Source organism: Lentzea sokolovensis (assembly GCF_033949975.1).
GTDB classification, from domain to species: Bacteria; Actinomycetota; Actinomycetes; order Mycobacteriales; family Pseudonocardiaceae; genus Lentzea; species Lentzea sokolovensis.
Genome location: NZ_JAXAVU010000011.1, coordinates 112,435 through 128,969, shown reverse-complemented (window position 1 = coordinate 128,969; position 16,535 = coordinate 112,435). Strand labels below are relative to the sequence as shown.

Annotated in this window: 21 protein-coding genes; 10 read left to right on the top strand and 11 right to left on the bottom strand. The window is 68.6% G+C overall.

What is annotated here, in order from left to right:
* The first annotated feature begins 28 nt into the window (after positions 1–28).
* Positions 29–1,027, top strand: coding sequence for a zinc-dependent alcohol dehydrogenase (locus SK854_RS27425; protein WP_319977991.1), 999 nt, complete (start codon positions 29–31; stop codon positions 1,025–1,027).
* Positions 1,014–1,703 (top strand): creatininase family protein, encoded by a 690-nt coding sequence (locus tag SK854_RS27420; protein WP_319977990.1) that lies wholly within the window; start codon positions 1,014–1,016, stop codon positions 1,701–1,703. Before SK854_RS27425 ends, SK854_RS27420 begins: the two co-directional genes overlap by 14 nt.
* Here the strand turns inward: SK854_RS27420 and SK854_RS27415 are convergent.
* Genes SK854_RS27415 through SK854_RS27400 form a run of 4 tightly spaced genes read right to left on the bottom strand, consistent with a single transcriptional unit; the run spans position 1,620 to position 4,714 of the window.
* Complete coding sequence (locus SK854_RS27415) at positions 1,620–2,579, bottom strand: lysylphosphatidylglycerol synthase transmembrane domain-containing protein (protein WP_319977989.1); 960 nt, start codon at positions 2,577–2,579, stop codon at positions 1,620–1,622. The genes SK854_RS27420 and SK854_RS27415 overlap by 84 nt on opposite strands.
* The gene (locus tag SK854_RS27410; protein WP_319977988.1) at positions 2,579–3,358 is read right to left on the bottom strand and encodes a class I SAM-dependent methyltransferase; all 780 of its coding nucleotides are present in this window, start codon (positions 3,356–3,358) and stop codon (positions 2,579–2,581) included. Before SK854_RS27410 ends, SK854_RS27415 begins: the two co-directional genes overlap by 1 nt.
* Positions 3,355–4,326: a glycosyltransferase family 4 protein gene (locus SK854_RS27405; RefSeq protein ID WP_319977987.1), complete on the bottom strand. Its 972-nt coding sequence runs from the start codon at positions 4,324–4,326 to the stop codon at positions 3,355–3,357. The genes SK854_RS27410 and SK854_RS27405 overlap by 4 nt, the downstream gene beginning before the upstream one ends.
* The gene (locus SK854_RS27400) at positions 4,304–4,714 is read right to left on the bottom strand and encodes a 6-pyruvoyl trahydropterin synthase family protein (protein WP_030481432.1); all 411 of its coding nucleotides are present in this window, start codon (positions 4,712–4,714) and stop codon (positions 4,304–4,306) included. The genes SK854_RS27405 and SK854_RS27400 overlap by 23 nt, the downstream gene beginning before the upstream one ends.
* A gap of 92 nt (positions 4,715–4,806) precedes the next feature.
* Here SK854_RS27400 and ribA point away from each other — a divergent pair, with 92 nt between their 5' ends.
* Both ribA and SK854_RS27390 read left to right on the top strand, forming a co-directional pair.
* Entirely contained in the window at positions 4,807–5,442 is a 636-nt protein-coding gene (ribA, locus tag SK854_RS27395; protein ID WP_093598477.1) for a GTP cyclohydrolase II, read from the top strand.
* Positions 5,443–5,480: 38 nt separating this feature from the next.
* Positions 5,481–6,662, top strand: a complete 1,182-nt coding sequence (locus tag SK854_RS27390; protein WP_319977986.1) for an amidohydrolase family protein — start codon at positions 5,481–5,483, stop codon at positions 6,660–6,662.
* Here the strand turns inward: SK854_RS27390 and SK854_RS27385 are convergent.
* From SK854_RS27385 to SK854_RS27375, 3 genes are read right to left on the bottom strand one after another with little or no spacing between them, the layout of a single operon-like run.
* A complete protein-coding gene (locus SK854_RS27385; RefSeq protein ID WP_319977985.1) occupies positions 6,620–7,564 on the bottom strand; it encodes an NAD(P)-dependent alcohol dehydrogenase in 945 nt (314 codons plus the stop codon). The genes SK854_RS27390 and SK854_RS27385 overlap by 43 nt on opposite strands.
* Positions 7,561–7,728 (bottom strand): helix-turn-helix transcriptional regulator, encoded by a 168-nt coding sequence (locus tag SK854_RS27380; RefSeq protein ID WP_319978196.1) that lies wholly within the window; start codon positions 7,726–7,728, stop codon positions 7,561–7,563. Before SK854_RS27380 ends, SK854_RS27385 begins: the two co-directional genes overlap by 4 nt.
* A 53-nt stretch (positions 7,729–7,781) precedes the next feature.
* The gene (locus SK854_RS27375; RefSeq protein WP_319977984.1) at positions 7,782–8,204 is read right to left on the bottom strand and encodes a hypothetical protein; all 423 of its coding nucleotides are present in this window, start codon (positions 8,202–8,204) and stop codon (positions 7,782–7,784) included.
* A 206-nt stretch (positions 8,205–8,410) separates the two neighbouring features.
* Between SK854_RS27375 and SK854_RS27370 the strand changes: the two genes are divergently transcribed.
* From SK854_RS27370 to SK854_RS27355, 4 genes are all read left to right on the top strand, one after another.
* Positions 8,411–9,220, top strand: a complete 810-nt coding sequence (locus SK854_RS27370) for a serine hydrolase (RefSeq protein ID WP_319977983.1) — start codon at positions 8,411–8,413, stop codon at positions 9,218–9,220.
* A 73-nt stretch (positions 9,221–9,293) separates the two neighbouring features.
* Positions 9,294–9,791, top strand: coding sequence for a YbaB/EbfC family nucleoid-associated protein (locus SK854_RS27365; protein ID WP_319977982.1), 498 nt, complete (start codon positions 9,294–9,296; stop codon positions 9,789–9,791).
* 7 nt (positions 9,792–9,798) lie between these two features.
* Positions 9,799–11,268, top strand: coding sequence for a WXG100 family type VII secretion target (locus SK854_RS27360; protein ID WP_319977981.1), 1,470 nt, complete (start codon positions 9,799–9,801; stop codon positions 11,266–11,268).
* Complete coding sequence (locus tag SK854_RS27355; protein WP_319977980.1) at positions 11,265–12,422, top strand: hypothetical protein; 1,158 nt, start codon at positions 11,265–11,267, stop codon at positions 12,420–12,422. Before SK854_RS27360 ends, SK854_RS27355 begins: the two co-directional genes overlap by 4 nt.
* Here the strand turns inward: SK854_RS27355 and SK854_RS27350 are convergent.
* From SK854_RS27350 to SK854_RS27335, 4 genes are read right to left on the bottom strand one after another with little or no spacing between them, the layout of a single operon-like run.
* Complete coding sequence (locus tag SK854_RS27350; RefSeq protein WP_319977979.1) at positions 12,413–12,772, bottom strand: VOC family protein; 360 nt, start codon at positions 12,770–12,772, stop codon at positions 12,413–12,415. The genes SK854_RS27355 and SK854_RS27350 overlap by 10 nt on opposite strands.
* Positions 12,769–13,116 carry an MmcQ/YjbR family DNA-binding protein gene (locus SK854_RS27345; protein WP_319977978.1) on the bottom strand — a complete coding sequence of 116 codons (348 nt, stop codon included), beginning with the start codon at positions 13,114–13,116 and terminating at the stop codon, positions 12,769–12,771. The genes SK854_RS27350 and SK854_RS27345 overlap by 4 nt, the downstream gene beginning before the upstream one ends.
* Positions 13,117–13,160: 44 nt before the next feature.
* The gene (locus tag SK854_RS27340; RefSeq protein WP_319977977.1) at positions 13,161–13,703 is read right to left on the bottom strand and encodes a DUF6939 family protein; all 543 of its coding nucleotides are present in this window, start codon (positions 13,701–13,703) and stop codon (positions 13,161–13,163) included.
* The gene (locus SK854_RS27335; RefSeq protein ID WP_319977976.1) at positions 13,667–14,623 is read right to left on the bottom strand and encodes a DMT family transporter; all 957 of its coding nucleotides are present in this window, start codon (positions 14,621–14,623) and stop codon (positions 13,667–13,669) included. Before SK854_RS27335 ends, SK854_RS27340 begins: the two co-directional genes overlap by 37 nt.
* Between SK854_RS27335 and SK854_RS27330 the strand changes: the two genes are divergently transcribed.
* Both SK854_RS27330 and SK854_RS27325 read left to right on the top strand, forming a co-directional pair.
* The gene (locus SK854_RS27330; RefSeq protein ID WP_319977975.1) at positions 14,622–16,016 is read left to right on the top strand and encodes an aminotransferase-like domain-containing protein; all 1,395 of its coding nucleotides are present in this window, start codon (positions 14,622–14,624) and stop codon (positions 16,014–16,016) included. The genes SK854_RS27335 and SK854_RS27330 overlap by 2 nt on opposite strands.
* 68 nt (positions 16,017–16,084) lie before the next feature.
* Positions 16,085–16,519, top strand: coding sequence for a Fur family transcriptional regulator (locus tag SK854_RS27325; protein ID WP_090068208.1), 435 nt, complete (start codon positions 16,085–16,087; stop codon positions 16,517–16,519).
* The last annotated feature ends 16 nt before the right edge of the window (positions 16,520–16,535 follow it).

Genomic DNA, 16,535 nt, shown 5'->3' with positions numbered 1-16,535 from the left:
CGAACTTCGTGCGGCGGAGGTGTTGTGAGTGACACGTACGGCGAGTGCCTTTTGGCTCAATGAATCGGGAAAAGGAGAAGTTCGGCAGGTCACACTGGCCGAGCCCGGTCCCGGTGAGGTCGAGGTGCGCACGCTGTTCTCCGGTGTCAGCCGCGGCACGGAGACGCTCGTGTTCCGCGGCGGCGTGCCGGAGAACCAGTACGCGGTCATGCGGGCCCCCTTCCAGGAGGGCGACTTCCCGTGGCCGGTCAAGTACGGGTACCTCAACGTGGGGGTCGTTGAACACGGGCCCTCGCATTTGCGCGGGCGCACGGTGTTCTGCCTCTATCCACATCAGACTCGTTACGTGGTAACGGAAACCTCGGTCACGCCGGTGCCCGACGCTGTTCCTGCCGAACGAGCGGTGCTGGCGGGCACCGTCGAGACCGCGGTCAACGCCGTGTGGGACGCGCGTCCGCTGATCGGCGACCGGATCGCGGTGGTCGGCGGCGGCATGGTCGGGTCGAGCATCGCGGCAGTGCTGGCGACGTTCCCCGGCGCCCGCGTCGAGCTCGTGGACGCCGATCCGGCTCGCGAGGCCGTCGCCCAGCAGCTCGGTGTCGGATTCGCCTTGCCGGGCAACGCTCTCGACGGATGCGATCTGGTTTTCCACGCCAGTGCGACCGAACCCGGCCTCACCACCGCTTTGAACCTGCTCGCGCCGGAAGGCCGCGTGATCGAGCTGAGCTGGTACGGCGACAGGATGATCTCCGTGCCGCTGGGCGAGTTCTTCCACTCGCGCCGGCTCACGATCCGCAGCAGCCAGGTCGGCACGGTCGGCCGTCCCGACCGCAGCTACGCGGAACGCATGGCGGTCGCGCTCGATCTGCTGGCCGACGACAGGTTCGACGCGCTGATCACCGGGCACAGCGCGTTCGACGAGCTCCCGGACGTGATGCCGAGGCTGGCCGACGGCGAGATTCCGGCGCTGTGCCACCGGATTGACTACGGCCAAAACAATGCTGGGGAGCCCCATGTTTCCGAGTGACACAACCGTCGACGTCCGCGGCAAGAGCGTGGCCGTGCTCCCGGTCGGCAGCACCGAGCAGCACGGCCCGCACCTGCCGCTGGCCACCGACTCGGTGATCGCGTGGACCATCGCGTCGGAGATCGCGGCGAGGTATCCGGTCCGGCTGCTGCCGCCGATCCAGTTCTCGTGCTCGCAGGAGCACGCCGACTGGCCGGGGACCGTCAGCATCTCCGCGAGCACGTTGATCTCAGTGGTCACGGACATCGCGGAGTCCTTGCGGCGCAACGGTGTCACGAACGTGGTGCTGGTCAACGGCCACGGCGGCAACTACGTGCTGTCGAACATCGTGCAGGAGGGCGAGGGTCTGGCGTTGTTCCCGGGACGGGACGACTGGGCGTTCGCGAGGGAGAAGGCCGGCATCGAGACCTCGGCGTACAGCGACATGCACGCGGGCGAACTGGAGACCTCGATCCTGCTGCACGCGCACCCCGATCTGATCCGTCCCGGCTATGAAGGCTCTGACCACCTGGCTGAGGACCGGCGGCACATGCTCACCCTGGGTCTGGCGCCGTACACGCCCTCCGGCGTCATCGGGCGGCCGTCGCTCGCGTCAGCGCGCAAGGGCGAGCTCCTGCTCGCGGGGCTGACCGAGTCGTTCCGTCACTACCTGGACCTTTTCGGTCTTCCGGCGTGACAGGAAGAGCACGACCGCGCCGGGCAGCGCGGCGATGAGCGCCAGCACGCCGTAGACGATGCCCGTGGTGAAGCCCTGCGCGGCACCCAGACCGGCGGCGCCGAACGCCACCGCGAGGAACGCCTCGCGCGGGCCGAACCCGCCGATGTTCACCGGGATGGCCATGATCAGCAGCGCCAGCACGACGACCGGCGCGAGCTGGGCGATCGTGGCGTCGGACCCGGCGGCACGGGCGGCCACCAGGAACATCGCGACGTAGCCCGCGACCGTGGCGGCCGACAGTCCGATGACGGCGGGCCAGGTCCGGAAGGACAGCAGCCTGATGCCGTCGGCGAGGGTGTGGACGAGGACGCGGCGCACCGGCCCGATCTGCCAGCCGACGACCGCGGCGATGGCCAGACCGGCGAGAACGAGCCCGGCGGTGGTGCCGTCCGGCGCGAGGTCGAGGCCGGGCGCGGGGTGCGTCAGCAGCACCGCGAGCCCGATCCCGATGAGCACGATCTGACCGGCGAAGCGCTCGAAGAACACGGCGCGCACGCCCCGTCCGACGTCGCCCGACTCACGGCCGTGGTTGACCGCACGGTGCACGTCGCCGAGCACACCCGCAGGCAGCACGGCGTTGACGAGCTGGGCGCGGTAGTAGTCGCTGACCGCGGACTTCAGGGTCAGCGGCAGGCCGAGGCGGCGCGCGACGAGGACCCAGCGACCCGCGCTGAGCACCGTCGTCACGAGCCCGATCGCCAGTGCGGCGGCGACGGAGAACGCGTCGATCGCGCGCAGTCCGTCGAGGAACGCCCCGGTGCCCAGGCGTACGCCCAGCGCGACCAGGATGCCCAACGCCAGCACCAGGCGAAGCCACGGCCAGAACTTCTTCATCATGCAGCTCCAGGTATTGCCAGCAGGTCGACGTGGTGGACCACCACAGAGGCCGTTGACCTGCGGCGCAGGTACTCGGACGCCTCGGAGGCAAGTGCGGGTTCCTGCTCCACCGCGGCGTCGACCCAGCCCTTCAGCCACTCGGACTGCAGGGCATCGCCGTGCATCCGCCAGGGGCTCTGAGCCGTCCGAACCGAAGCGCCGGCTGCCACGAACGCCTCTTCGGCAGCGGCGGGAGCATCAGGTCCGAGCAGACGGCGCCCGTCCACGACGCGACGCTGGTGAGCGTTGAACGCGTCCTGGAAGGCGGCGTCGAGCGGCTCGGCCGGATCGATGTCGATCCGGCCTGCCACCGAGAGCGTGAACAGAGCGGGCACATGTGCTTCTACGCATGCAACCGCCAGAGCGTTCATCTCGTTAGTAGTGAGCAAGTCGAGCAACGCGGAGCAAGTGACCAGGTCAGCCCCTGCGATGTCGGCGGCCTTGAGGGACGTGAGGTCGCCCTCACGCGTCTCGACGGTGACGTTCTCGAAGGCGCTCATGCCGGCCTCCGCCAGCCCGAGCAGCCGGGGGTCGCGGTCGTGCAGCACCCAGTGCTGCACGCCGCCGAGCCTCCCGGCGAGCCATCGTCCCATCGATCCCGTTCCACAACCGAGGTCACGGATCGTCAGGGGGTTTCGGTTCACCAGAGTTTCGCGGACCACGTCAGCGAGCTCGGTCGAGCGTGCCTGTGCGTCGGCGATTTCCCGCAGTGCCAGCCATTCCGGGGCGAAGGTCATGGCCGGAGCGTAGCCAGCACCCTTCGGAGGTCCTCTGTGGATTCGTCCCATGTGGACAGAACGGCCCGCCGGGCGAGCGCCTTCGAGCGCAGTTCAGCCCGGAATTCTTGATCTTGGAACCAGCGTGTTAGTGCAGCTTCCAATGCATTTTCGTCCCCGGCGGGAATGAGCAGACCGCCGTCGCCGAGTGCGTCCGGGACCGCGCTCGCGATGACCGGCAGACCGTGGGCGAGCGCCTCGGTGACGACCATGCCGTAGGTCTCGTTCCTGGAGGCCAGCACGAAGAGGTCCGCGCTGTCGTACGCGCTGGTCAGAGCCTCGCCGGTGAGCGGGCCGGGGAAGCTGACCCGGTCGTCGCGCGGGAGTTCGCGCAGGAACGGCCGGTGCGGGCCGACGCACGTCAGCCGCCAGTCGCGTTCGATCCGCCGCAACGCCCTGACCAGCAGGTCGTGGCCTTTGCGGGGTGTGATGGACGCGACGCAGAGCAGGTGGTGGACGCCGTCCGTGCCGCGTGCCGGTGGCGCCGGATCGGTGCCGGGGACGACGACGTGGACCTGGTCGAGCCCGTGCCGGCGCTCGATGTCCCGCGCGGCCGTCGGACTGGTCGCGATGACCGCCCTCGCGGCCCCTAGGACCTGGCCTTCCCGGGCGTCGAGGTCGCGCGCCGTCTCGGGGTCGAGACCTGTCTCGTCGGCCAGCGGCAGGTGGACGAGCACAGCGAGTCTGAGCCGTTGGGCGTGAGGAACGACGACTTCGGGTACTCCGCAGCTGACCAGGCCGTCGAGGAGCACCACATCACCGTCGGGGATCGCCGCAAGCGTTTGCCGCAACGCGGTGGTGTCGCTCGGACACGGCCAGTCACCAGCGACGGTGAGTCTGTTCAGGCCCGCGCTCACGCGCAGGTCGTAGACGTTGCCGCCGCTGGGACTGCCCGGATCCTCGACGTCAGCCGGAAGGACGAAGTGCACGTTCGTAGCCGGCCCACGCCACGTGGGACTCGTGAAGTGTGACGGCGATCGCATCTATCCCGTGAGCGCCCTCACCCAGAGCGCCCTCGGAGATCCTGTCCGCGAGCTGGTCCGCGATGTGCTTCGCGAGCCACTCCGTGGAGGTGTTGATGCCCGCGAACTGGGGTTCTTCGTCCAGATTGCGGTAGTTGAAGGCGGCCAGGACCTTGTTCAGCTCCTGGGTCGCGAGTCCGATGTCGACGACGATGTTGTCCGAATCGAGCTCAGCACGTTTGAACGTTGCGTCCACCAGGAACGTTGCTCCATGCAGACGTTGTGCCGGACCGAAGACTTCGCCGCGGAAACTGTGGGCGATCATCACGTGATCGCGGACGGTGATGCTGAACAGGATGACCTCCGCTGTGCGGTCGGGTTACGGTGCGACCTCCATCCGAGCGTAGCTGCACGTTCGGAAGGCGCCTGGCGACAAGGGGACCGGAGATGTTCGAACAGGCCTTCAACGAGGAAGACGTTGCGGAGTCCGATCTGGTGACACGGCGTGGCACCTTCCGCGCAGTCGCGTTCCGGGCGGACGGTCACGAGCACATGGCGCTGGTCTACGGCAAGACAAAGCTGCGTGAGAACGTCCTCGTGCGCATCCACTCCGAGTGCATGACCGGGGACATCTTCGCCGCCATGCGCTGCGAGTGCGGCGAGCAGCTCGACGCCGCGCTGAACACCATCGTGCGTGAGGGCAACGGCATCCTCGTGTACCTGCGCGGCCACGAGGGGCGCGGAATCGGTTTGGTGTCGAAGATTCGCACGCACGTGCTGCAGGACGCCGGACTGGACACGTTGGACTCGGCCACGTCGCTCGGTCTGCCCGTGGACGTGCGCGACTACTCCCCCGCGGCTCGCGTGCTCAAGCACCTGCGCGTGCAGTCCGTGCGGCTGATGTCCAACAACCCGGACAAGATCGCGGCGCTGGAGTCCCACGGAATTTCGGTGACGGCGCGCGTGCCGTCGTTGATGACCCCCAACGCCCACAACATCGCCTACCTGACCGCGAAGCGCGACCGGCTCGGGCACGACCTGCCGCAGGTCGACGAGTTCACCACCCTTCCGCACGCACGCTGACCATTGCTTTCCCAGCATGTGGCGCTCAGAATGTGCCGATGCTGGCGCTGCGGGCAGGGCGTGCTTTCGACGGTGAGCGGTCGATCGCCGGACCCGTCACGGTCATCACCGAGAACGGGACGATCAAAGCCGTCGAGCAGGGGCATCCGGACGTCGCCGGTGCCGAGGTCGTCGATCTCGGCACCGCCACCGTCCTGCCCGGACTGATCGACACCCACGTGCACCTGGGCGCGGACAGCGAGAACGGCGCGCTGGACCGGCTGCCCGAGTTCACCGCGGAACACCTGGACGCGGTCATCAGGGACAGCCTCGACCGCCAGCTGCGGGCCGGGGTGACCACCGTCCGCGATCTCGGTGACCGGCGGTGGTCGGTGCTCGACCAGCGGTCCCAGCACCGTCAGCGCGTTCTCGCCTCCGGCCCTCCGCTCACCTGTCCCCGCGGCCACTGCTGGTCGATGGGCGGTGAGACCAGCGGCGACGACGCGCTCCGCCGCGCCGTGCGTGAACGGGCCGAACGGCGGGCCGACGTCGTCAAGATCATGGCCAGCGGCGGGTTCGCGACGCCCGGTACCGCCGTCGACGACTGTCAGTTCACCGAACACGAACTCCGCGTGGTCGTGGAGGAAGCGCACTCCCACGGCCTGCCGGTGACCGCCCACGCGCACAGCCTCGCCGCGATCCAACGGGCCGTGGCCGCGGGCGTGGACGGCATCGAGCACTGCACGTGCCTCACCGATCGAGGTATGCGGATGCCGGTGGAGCTGATGGACGCGCTGGCCGAGGCGGACATCGCCGTCTGCCACACCCTGGGCAACACGCAGGATCCGCCGCCACACGTCCTGGAGGCGTTCGAGCGTGCCGGGATGAGCATTCCGGCGAAGCTGAACATCGTGGGCCGCATGCACGACCGCGGTGTCCGGGCGGTGTCCGGCACCGATGGCGGGATCGGGGCGGGCAAGCCGCACGGGATCACCGCCCACGCCCTCGGCCAGATGATCGAGGCCGGCATCCCGAACGCGGTCGTGCTCGCCAGCGCGACCAGCCAGGCGGCGAAGGCGCTGAACGTCAGCAAGGGCGCGCTGAAGCCTGGCTGGGATGCTGACATCATCGCCGTGCAAGGAGATCCCATGCGGGACATCACGGCGTTGCACCACGTGACGACCGTGGTGGTGGGCGGTCAGATCGCTACGACCGTCTTGCCGACCGACCGTCGCGAGTAGACGTGGTCCACCGCGTCGAGTGCTTCGGACAGCGGGAAGACCTTGCCCACCGCGGCTTTCAGCGTGCCCGCCTCGACCATGACGCGCAGCTCGTCGTAGACGACGCTGAGTTCCTTCGACATCAACGGGACGAACTTCCTGGACGAGAACGGGTTCAGGAACAACGCGCCGAGCGACTTGTGGAACCCACCCGTGATCGCTCCTCCTGTCTCCGCGCCGACCAGCACGATCCTGCCGTGTTCGCTGGTCGCCCCGCGCAGCCTCGACAACGGCCTGGCACCACCGCAGTCCAGGATCAGGTCGTACGTGCCGGTGAAGTCCGCGACCGTGTAGTCGAAGACCTCGTCGGCACCCAGCGACCTGGCCAGCTCGACCTTGCGCGTGCTGCACACAGCTGTCACATGTGCGCCAAGGGCTTTCGCGATCTGGACCCCGTGCGAACCGACGCCACCACCGGCGCCGAGCACCAGGACCCGTTGCCCCGGCTGGACTCCGCGCAGCCCCTGCAGCGCCGTCCCACCCGAGATCGGCAGCGCGGCGGCCTCCGTGAAGGAGATCCCCTCCGGTTTGCGCGCCAGCCGTGAGACCGGCGCGACGGCGTACTCGGCGAACGACCCCTCGCACGTGCCGAACACCTCGTCGCCGACCCTGAACTCGCTGACGCCGGGCCCGATCTCCTTCACCACACCGGAGACGTCCCTGCCCGGTACCGGGGACTTCGGCCCGCGGAACCCGAAACCGAGGAACCGCACCAGGTACGGCTTGCCGGTGAGCAGGTGCCAGACGCCCATGTCGACGCCCGCCGCCCGCACCTCCAGCAGAACCTCGCCCTTCCCAGGCACAGGCACATCGAGGTCACCGAACACCGCCGATCCGTATCTTCGTTGTACGACAGCCTTCACAGCTCTTCCTCCTCCGGGTACTGGAACACTTCTTCGAGCGACACCTTGAACACACGCGCGATCTTGAAGGCCACTTCCAGCGAGGGCGAGTACTTGCCCTGCTCGATGGCGATCAGCGTCTGCCGCGTCACGCCGATGGCCGTGGCGAGATCGGCCTGCTTCATCTCGCCGTGCGCGAACCGCAGAGCGCGGATGGAGTTCGTGACCTTCGTCGGCTTCACGCCAGTCCTCGCCGGTAGAACGCGAGCTTCGCCAACGAGCCCAGCACCGCGGACAGCACGAAGCACAGGTAGAGCACGTTGGCGATCCAGAAGTACGGCGCCTCGAGCATCGCGAGCGCCATCGCGGACACACCGCCGATGACGACGAACGACTGACCGATGCCGTCGCCGATCCGGCCGATCTCGCGGTCCCGTTCGTCGGCCTGCAACCCGTCGCCCCGCGCGGCGATGCCGAACCAGATGCCCGACACGATGCCGGCGACGATTCCGAGTGAGATCGTCCACAACATGGCCCCGATGTAGGGAGCCTCGACCAGCGGACGCCCTTCCGCACCAGTCAGGACAAGCACGACATACACGGCGTAACCAACCACGGCGATGACCGCCAAGGCCCAGGCCCGCTTCTCCTCGAACGCCATGGTCCCGCTCCTGATGTCAAAGAAACCTGACATCACCAAGGTAAAGCGAAGCAGACACAGTGTCAAACATCTTTGACTTAACCTTTTCGTGATCAACGCGTCCGTATGGCGGTCGACTACCTCCGATCGGAGCCATTAGCGTGCGGCGCATGCTCCGTCCGATCCTTGTTGCGTGCGCGCTTGCCCTCACGGCATGTGGCCACGCAGTGACGGCGGAACCTCCCGCCGCCGCACGCACGCAACCGCCGTCCCACACCCCCGCGGCAGCGCCGCTCGTCGCGACGCCCGAGGTCTGCCCGCTGCCCGACAGCGGGTTCGAGTGCGACTTCCAGAAGCGCCTCAAGGCCGCCCAGGACTACGCCGAGACCAGGCCGGGAACCGTGGGTTTCGTGCTGCGCGACCGCAAGAACGGGGCGACCTGGCGCAACGACCACGCGGACGACATGACGTGGACCGCGTCGACGATCAAGCTCGCGATGGTCGTGAACCTGCTGGAGCGCCACCGCGCCGGCAAGATCAAGCTGAGCAGCGACGACCGCAAGCTGATGAACGCGATGCTGCACACGTCCGACGACGACGCGGCGGACTCGTTGTGGAAGAAGTACAACGGCACGACGTTCAACGCGGCGTTCGGCAAGTACGGAATGACCGATTTGGTGCCACAAAAGGGATATACGGCCACATTCCCCTACTGGGGCTTCGAGAAGTGCACCGCGAACGACCTCGACCGCCTGATGAACTACATCCTCGACACCGTCCCCGCGGACGACCGCGAGTACATCGTCGGGCAGATGCGCCAGGTCGGCGCCGTGCAGCAGTGGGGCGTCTGGGGACCGGACTCCGGTGCGAAGAACGGCTGGTCGGAGGAAGAGGGCGGCTGGGTGATGAACTCCGTCGGGTTCGTCGGTCAGGACGCCCGGTACACGCTCGCGATCATGAACAACCTCAAGGGCGAGGGCGCCTACGACGAGGGCCGCGCCACCGACACGGAGATCACCCGAATCCTCTTCCGCTGAAGCGTCAGTGAGGTGTCAGACCGCGTTGCTACCGTGGTGAGCGACCTGTTCAGACACTGGGGAAGGGGTCGCCGTGCCGGACAGAAGGGCACAGATCGAGCAGAAGATCCGCGCGTTCCAGGAGCAGGCAGCCAGAGCGGGCCAGCTCAAGGACAAGATCGCGGAACTGCGCGGCCAGGCTCGCAGCGGCGACGGCTCCGTCACCGTGACCGTCGCGCCGTCGGGGGCGGTGCTGGGGTTGCAGCTCAGTCCTAATGCGATGAAGTACAGCCACACGCAGCTGCAGCAGGAGATCCTCGCCACCATCAGGGCGGCGACGCAGCAGGCCGCGCAGGCGTTGCAGGACACCGTGACGCCGGTGCTGGGTGATCAGGCGGAGCGGTTCAAGGACGCGTTCAGCGCGCACTCGGCCGTGATGATGCCGGAGGCTCCCGCACCTCATGCGGCGCCGAACGTGCCGCAGAACATGACGCAGAACGTGATGCCGCCCGCACCGCCTGCCGGGAACCGTCCGAGGCCGAGGCCGGTCTCAGACGATGACGACTTCGGCGGCAACTCGATCCTGAGGTGATGGGGGCATGACGGGATTCCAGGTGCAGGGCGGTGCGCTGACGGCGCACGGCCAGGGTTCGCGGGAGGCCGCCGGCCACTTCGGACAGCTGGCGACCCTGCTCGACCAGGCACGCGTGAGCGACGACTGCTTCGGTCCGCTCGGCGAGCTCATGGCGTTCAAGTACTTCGAGGGTCTGCGGGAATGCCAGGAGATGGCCAACAAGGCCAAGGGTTTCCTGGAGGGCGTGGCCGAGCGCACCGACCAGACGGCGCAGACGTACCGCGATGTCGAGGACGCGATCCACCAGGGACTGCAGAAGTTCAGCAGCGGAGGCCCTGGTTCGCTGGCAGATCTGAACAGCGCGGGCGACGGCAACCGCAAGAGCGACTTCGAGCAGAACGCGGGCTACGGCAGCTCGTGGATGAGCACGAGCGGCGACATCTCCCGTGCCGGCAGCCCGCCGGACGTGGCCATCGCGGCGGTCAACGCGCGCATGGAGCAGCTGCGGTTCGTGATGAGCCCCGGCCAGTCGTTCATCGACAACGGCCTCGGGTTCCTGATCGGCATCGTGATCAGCCCGATCGTCGAGCTCGTGCTCGAACCCGCGATCGGCGACCCCGAGCAGATGCGCAGCACCGGCACCGGCTGGGGCAAGGTCGCGGACTGGGTGAAGCAGACCGGCGAGCACGAGAAGTCCCGTGCCGCCGCGACGTCGGAACCGTGGACGGGGCAGGCGGGCGACAAGTTCCGCAAGCAGATGGACGAGTTCGGCGCGGGAGCGGAGGCGTTCTCGAACGAGATCCGCGGCCTGCAGCAGATGCTGGAGCTCGCCGCCGACCTGTTCGACGCGTTCGTCGAGATCTGCATCGACATCCTGCAAGAGCTGGTCATGGGCCTGATCATCGAATGGCTGGCCGCGCTGGCCGCCTCGTGGATCACCGCCGGTGCCTCGATGGCCGCGGCGGGCGTCGCCACCACCGCGCAGGTCGGCGGCACGATGGCGCGCCTGGGCCTGAAGGTCAAGCAGCTGCTCGGCAAGCTCAAGCCGTTGATCGACAAGCTGGAGGACCTGCTGCAGGCGCTGCGCAAGGGACCGCTGCGCAAGCTCGTCGAGAAGGCAGAGGGCCTGCGCGAGGGCAACATGGCCGAGAAGTGGGTCATGCGCAAGATCGACGCGAACCCGCTGGCCAAGATCGTCACCAAGGCCGACCCGGCGACGATGGCGTCCAAGACCGGCAACCGCTTCGCCGGTCGGTTCGGCGTCGACGGTGCCGGTGCGGACTCGCTGACGACGAACCTCACCGAGGCGGGCCTGCGCACGGCGGGCCTGAGCGGCACGACCCACGTGCCGACCGCCATCACCAACGGGATCATGGAGAATGCTCCCGGCCTCGCCGTCGAGCAGGGCATCAAGTACGGCTACGACAAGGGTCAGGACCCGTCCTCCGACGAGGACCGCGCTGACGCCATGAACCGAGGATTCGAGTACGAGTGATCTTCGCGGAGCCCCTGGGCCCCGGCCACGTCGCCCGGCAGCAGGTCTGCCGGGCGGGCGAGGCGCTGGTGTGGGCGATGTACCGGCGGACCTTCTACTACGCCGTCGACGGCCTCGACCAGCTCGGCGCACCGGGCCGTTCGCTGTTCGCCCGCGGTGCTTCCGCCGTGGGGCGCGGGGTGGGCGACTTCGCGCTGACGGCGCTGGGCGGCGGTGGCGACTCGGGCGACGACAAGGCTCCCGCCGCCGATCACCTGGTGTTCGGGCCTTCGGCCGGTTCCCTGGCCGCTTCGGCGATGGCGCGATTCGAGCCCGGCAAGCGCGTGGATCGGTTGTGGGCGTTGACGTCCACTCGGCTGGTGGTCGCCGAGCGACACGTTGAGCCTGTCGTCGCTCCGGAGAAGTCGTTCCTGGGCAAGGCGATCGGGTTCGGCCGCGAGGTCGGCAAGATCCTCGCCGACAACCGCAGGAAGTACGGCGAGCACGTGGAGGGCGAGCCCGTCGCGGTGCCGGACTACCGGATCGTGTGCGAGTTTCCGCGTGCACAGATCGCCTCTGTCTCGCACGACCGCGTGACATTCGTGGACGGCTCGGGCTTCGAGTTCCTGCTGGAGAACCCTGCTGTCGCGGACGACGAAGTGGTCGTCTCGGAGCTGACGAAGTTCTGGCTGCGCCCAGGCGAACGCCTGGTGCTCGGCCTGCCGCCGATCGTCGGTCACGTGGGCGGCGTCGTCGGCGGCGAGGTGCGGCTGCCTCTAGTCGCGTCGAGTCCGATGCCCGCGCTGGAGCTGGACGGGCAGCGGTGGCCGTTGCCCGCTCCCCCGTCACCGCAGGACTGGACCGACGACCCGACGCTCGGCTACTGGGTCGACGCGCCTGCGGCCTCCTGCCTCGCCGTGTCGCTGGCGGACCACTTCGCCTTCAGCCGCGGCAACGCCCGACTCGCCGTGAGCGACCAGCGCGTGGCCGTCGTCTACCCGACGCGTCTGTTCGAGGCCAAGCCTTCCAGCGTGTTCACCACGTTCGCCGAGATCCCCAGCAGCGCCGTGCGGTCGTTGGAAACCCCTTGCACGGGAGCAAGTCTGCCCGCGCGGCCGATCGTCAGACTGACGTTCGCGGACGGCTCGGCACTGGCCCTGCGCCGTCAGTCCTGAATCGACTCCCACAGGCACAGCACGCTGCCCTCGCTGTCCTTGACGTACTGCGACAACCCGAAGTCGCCGACGCGCTCCTTGGCGTTGAGCACCACACCGCCGGCTTCCTCGACCTTCCGTGCCACCTCGTCGACGCTGGGCACGTCGATGATCAGCACGGGACCCTGCACGAACTCGGTCCGCGGCGAGATCCCGCCGTCGGCGTCGCCGACGTCGACGGGCTCCCCCTCGGTGTCGACGAGCACGTAGTCGAACGGCAACTGCTGCGCCGACCACCCGAACACATCGCGGTAGAAGGCCGTCGCACGCCCGAGATCGTCAGCGGGCAGCTCGAACTTGACCCTGGTCACAGCGCGAGATCCGGCACCTGGGCGACGAGCTCCTCCGGCGCCGACAACCGCCACGCCTCGAAGACCAGTTCCTTCATCTCGTCCGCCTGGATGCCTTCGAGGTACACCACGACCCAGCCGAAACCACCGGCCGTGAACTGCACCTCGAACACCTCTGGCCGTTCCGCCACCAGCGCCAGCTGCTCGGACAGCGTCTGCTTCAGCCCGACCGTCTGCGTGCGCGGCCAGTAGTAGCCGAACAACTTGCCCCGCACGCGGAACGAGTCGTACTGCTGCCCGGACGAGCGCTGCACCTCGGCGAGCCCGTCCAAGATCTTGAAGAGCTGCTTGCTCGTTGTCGCCACTGCCGACCCCCAAAGCCGAAGAGCGGAAAGTATAAATCCGGCTTTCAGGACGCGTGAGCGGTGAGCCTCCTCAGGTGGTCGGCGATCAGGGCGGCGTGCGACAGCGGCGTGCTGAGGTCCTCGACGTCGCCGTTGGTCGTGTAGTCGAGCAGGACGACGTCCGCGGACTCGGCCAACTCGTGCAGCCGCACGACTTCCGCCTGCAGCCGGTGCTCCAGAACCCAGTGGTAGGCCGGTAAGTAGATCTCCTGCCGGGCCGTGCGGTAGTCGAGCAGGCGCTCGCCGGCCAGACCCGCGCGGTGGCCCCGGACCTGACCGAAGCGGCGGACCGTGCGCTTCAGGCCCTTCATCGACGTCACCGCGAGCTTCGACGGATCGACGTCAGTGCTCTCGAAGACCTTCAGCGCCTGCCAAAGGCCTTCGACGGACTCGCTCGTCACGCCTGGAGACAGCGGCACCGGTATCGAGCCGTGCGGGTAGAACGGGCTGAAGCGCACCCACGGGTCAGGGCCGCGGGAGGTCACGTCGATGACCACCGCGTCCGGGCGCTTCAGCTTGCGTCGCTTGCTCGCGACTTCGATGGGCATGGGTCGAGGATGACAGGAGGGTCTGACAGTTTCGGGCCGCTGGGCACGCGGCTGCGCTGGGTCAGCACGACGCAGACGAGCACGACGGCCGCGGTGGCGAGGGCCTGCCAGCCGACCGGTTCGCTGAGGACGAGCGCGGACCACATGAGCGTCAGAACCGGTTGGGCCAGCTGGATCTGGCCGATCTTGGCCACGCCGCCCGCGGCCAGGCCCGCGTACCAGGCGAAGAAGCCCAGGAACATCGAGATCAGCGCCACGTAAGCGAAACTGAGCCACACGACGCCGTCAGCGCGCGAGAAGTCCGCTGTGTACAAGGAAACCGGGATCGTGACGGGCAGCGAGACGACCAGCGCCCAGCAGACCGTCCTGGCGCCGCCCAGTTCCCGGGAGAGCGCGCCTCCCTCGGCATAGCCCAGGCCGCACAACACAACGGCGACGAGCAGGTAGACGTCGGCCAGGCTCAGCGAACCGGAGAAGCCGCCGCCGGTGGCCACGAACGCCAGCACCGCGAGCAGGCCGGCGCCGCTGGCGAGCCAGAACGCGATGGGCGGGCGTTCGGAGGCGCGCAGGACGGCCCAGATCGCCGTGGACATGGGCAGCACGGCGATCACGACGGCGCCGTGGGCCGAGGTCTGGGTGGTGAGGGCCAACGACGTGAAGAGCGGGAAGCCGATCACGATGCCCACCGCGACGACGACCAGGCGGCGGATCTGCGATGCCGTCGGGCGCGGCGCTCGTGATAACGCCAGGTAGGCGATAGCCAGGACCCCTGCGACGAGGGCGCGGCCGAACGCGACGAACCACGGGTCCAGTCCGGCCACTGCCAGGCGGGTCGCGGGCAGGGAGTAGCTGAAACCCAGGACGCCGAGCGCGCCCAGTGTTACCCCCGCCGGCAGGATAACGTTACTCTTGGCTCTCATGAATGAGGATAACGCAGCCGTACGCGTTATCGAGGAGCTGAGAGCAGCGGCACGGTCCGGCCGGGCCGGCGACCGCATGCCTTCGGTGCGCGACCTCATGGCGCGGCACCGGGCCTCGCCCGCGACTGTCCAGCAGGCGATCCAGCGCGTCGCCGCCGAGGGACTGGTCGAGGTGCGGCCCGGCCGCGGCAGTTACGTCGCCGCGCGCACGACCGCGACCAGCCGTGACCTGTCGTGGCAGGCCGTGGCGCTCGGCGAGGGCAGGCCGGGCGAGGACCTGGTGGCGAACCTCGTCGCGGTGCCGAAACCCGAGGCCATCCCGCTGACCAGCGGCTATCTCGATCCTGAGCTGCAGCCCACCGACGCGCTCGGTGCCGCGCTGAGTCGCGCGGCGCGGCGCCCGGCCTCGTGGGGGCGCGTTCCCGTCGAGGGCAAGGAAGAGCTGCGCGCGTGGTTCGCGAAGGAGGCCGGCGGTGAGCTCAGGGCCGGCGACATCACGGTGTGCGCGGGCGCCCAGGAGGCGCTCGCGACGGTGTTCCGCGGGCTCGGTGACCGTGGTGACGCCGTACTGGTCGAGTCGCCCACCTATCTCGGCGCGATCGCGGCGGCGCGCGACGCCGGGCTCAAGGTCGTACCGGTCCCGGCGGATCAGGACGGCGTGCGGCCGGACCTGCTCCAGGCCGCGTTCGAACGCACGGGCGCGAAGGTCTTCTACTGCCAGCCGTTGCACGCGAACCCGCACGGCGCCGTGCTGTCCGAAGAACGCCGGGCCGAGGTCATGCGAATCGTCCGCCGCATGGGCGCGTTCCTCGTCGAGGACGACTGGGCACGCGGCTTCACCATCGACGGCACCGCGCCTCCGACGCTGGTCTCGCAGGACACCGACGGTCACGTCGTCTACGTCCGCTCGCTCACCAAGGTCGCCGCGCCCGGACTGCGCGTCGCCGCGATCGGCGCCCGCGGCCCGGCGGGCACCCGGCTGAAGAACACCCGGTCCCGGCAGGACCTCTACGTCGCGGGGCCGTTGCAGGAGGCGGCGATCGACTTCGTGACGTCCCCGGTCTGGCGGCGGCACCTGCGCACGCTCCAGCAGTCCTTGAGGTCCAGGCGTGACGCTCTGACGCACGCGATCCGCGAACACCTGCCGGAGTTCGAGCTCGCCAAGTCGTCCGGTGGCCTGCACCTGTGGGCGACGTTGCCGGACGGCGTGGACGACCTGGAGCTGACGACGGCCGCCGCGGCGCGCGATGTCGTGGTGTTCCCGGGCCGGCCGTGGTTCGCCGCTGAACCGCCGGGCAGTTTTCTTCGTTTGACCTACGGCGGCGCACCTGAGCACGTGCTCGCCGAGGGCGTGCGGCGACTGGCCGACGCCGTGGTGGCCGTGCGGCGGTGACCGCGTTCGGGTGAACTGCATCGTTCATTAACTTGACTCATTCCAGAAAAGACGGCAGGGTGACGTTCGTGCCCACGGCTTCCGATTTCGAGCGTCTGTTGCGTGGAGCGTCGCTCCGGGTGACGGCTCCGCGGATAGCCGTGCTGTCCGCGGTGCACTCCCACCCGCACGCCGACACGGACTCGATCATCGGTGTCGTGCGTCAGAACCTCGGCGCGGTCTCCCATCAGGCCGTGTACGACGTACTCCGCGCGCTGACCGGTGCCGGCCTGTTGCGCAAGATCGAGCCCCAGGGTTCGGTCGCCCGCTACGAGGCCCGCGTCGGGGACAACCACCACCACGTCGTGTGCAGATCCTGCGGTGCCATCGCCGACGTCGACTGCGCAGTCGGCCACGCACCGTGCCTGGACGCATCCGACGACCACGGGTTCGTCATCGACGAGGCCGAGGTCATCTACTGGGGCTCGTGCCCCGAATGCACGACCGCCGCGAAAAGTTCCTGAACACCCGGAAGGATTC

Coding starts and splice junctions, on each gene's coding strand:
- SK854_RS27330 (WP_319977975.1), top strand. CDS start 14,622: ATGAATGAGGATAACGCAGCCGTACGCGTTATCGAGGAGCTGAGAGCA.
- SK854_RS27340 (WP_319977977.1), bottom strand. CDS start 13,703: ATGCCCATCGAAGTCGCGAGCAAGCGACGCAAGCTGAAGCGCCCGGAC.
- SK854_RS27375 (WP_319977984.1), bottom strand. CDS start 8,204: ATGGCGTTCGAGGAGAAGCGGGCCTGGGCCTTGGCGGTCATCGCCGTG.
- ribA (WP_093598477.1), top strand. CDS start 4,807: ATGTTCGAACAGGCCTTCAACGAGGAAGACGTTGCGGAGTCCGATCTG.
- SK854_RS27410 (WP_319977988.1), bottom strand. CDS start 3,358: ATGACCTTCGCCCCGGAATGGCTGGCACTGCGGGAAATCGCCGACGCA.
- SK854_RS27420 (WP_319977990.1), top strand. CDS start 1,014: ATGTTTCCGAGTGACACAACCGTCGACGTCCGCGGCAAGAGCGTGGCC.
- SK854_RS27415 (WP_319977989.1), bottom strand. CDS start 2,579: ATGAAGAAGTTCTGGCCGTGGCTTCGCCTGGTGCTGGCGTTGGGCATC.
- SK854_RS27360 (WP_319977981.1), top strand. CDS start 9,799: ATGACGGGATTCCAGGTGCAGGGCGGTGCGCTGACGGCGCACGGCCAG.
- SK854_RS27335 (WP_319977976.1), bottom strand. CDS start 14,623: ATGAGAGCCAAGAGTAACGTTATCCTGCCGGCGGGGGTAACACTGGGC.
- SK854_RS27390 (WP_319977986.1), top strand. CDS start 5,481: ATGCTGGCGCTGCGGGCAGGGCGTGCTTTCGACGGTGAGCGGTCGATC.
- SK854_RS27380 (WP_319978196.1), bottom strand. CDS start 7,728: ATGAAGCAGGCCGATCTCGCCACGGCCATCGGCGTGACGCGGCAGACG.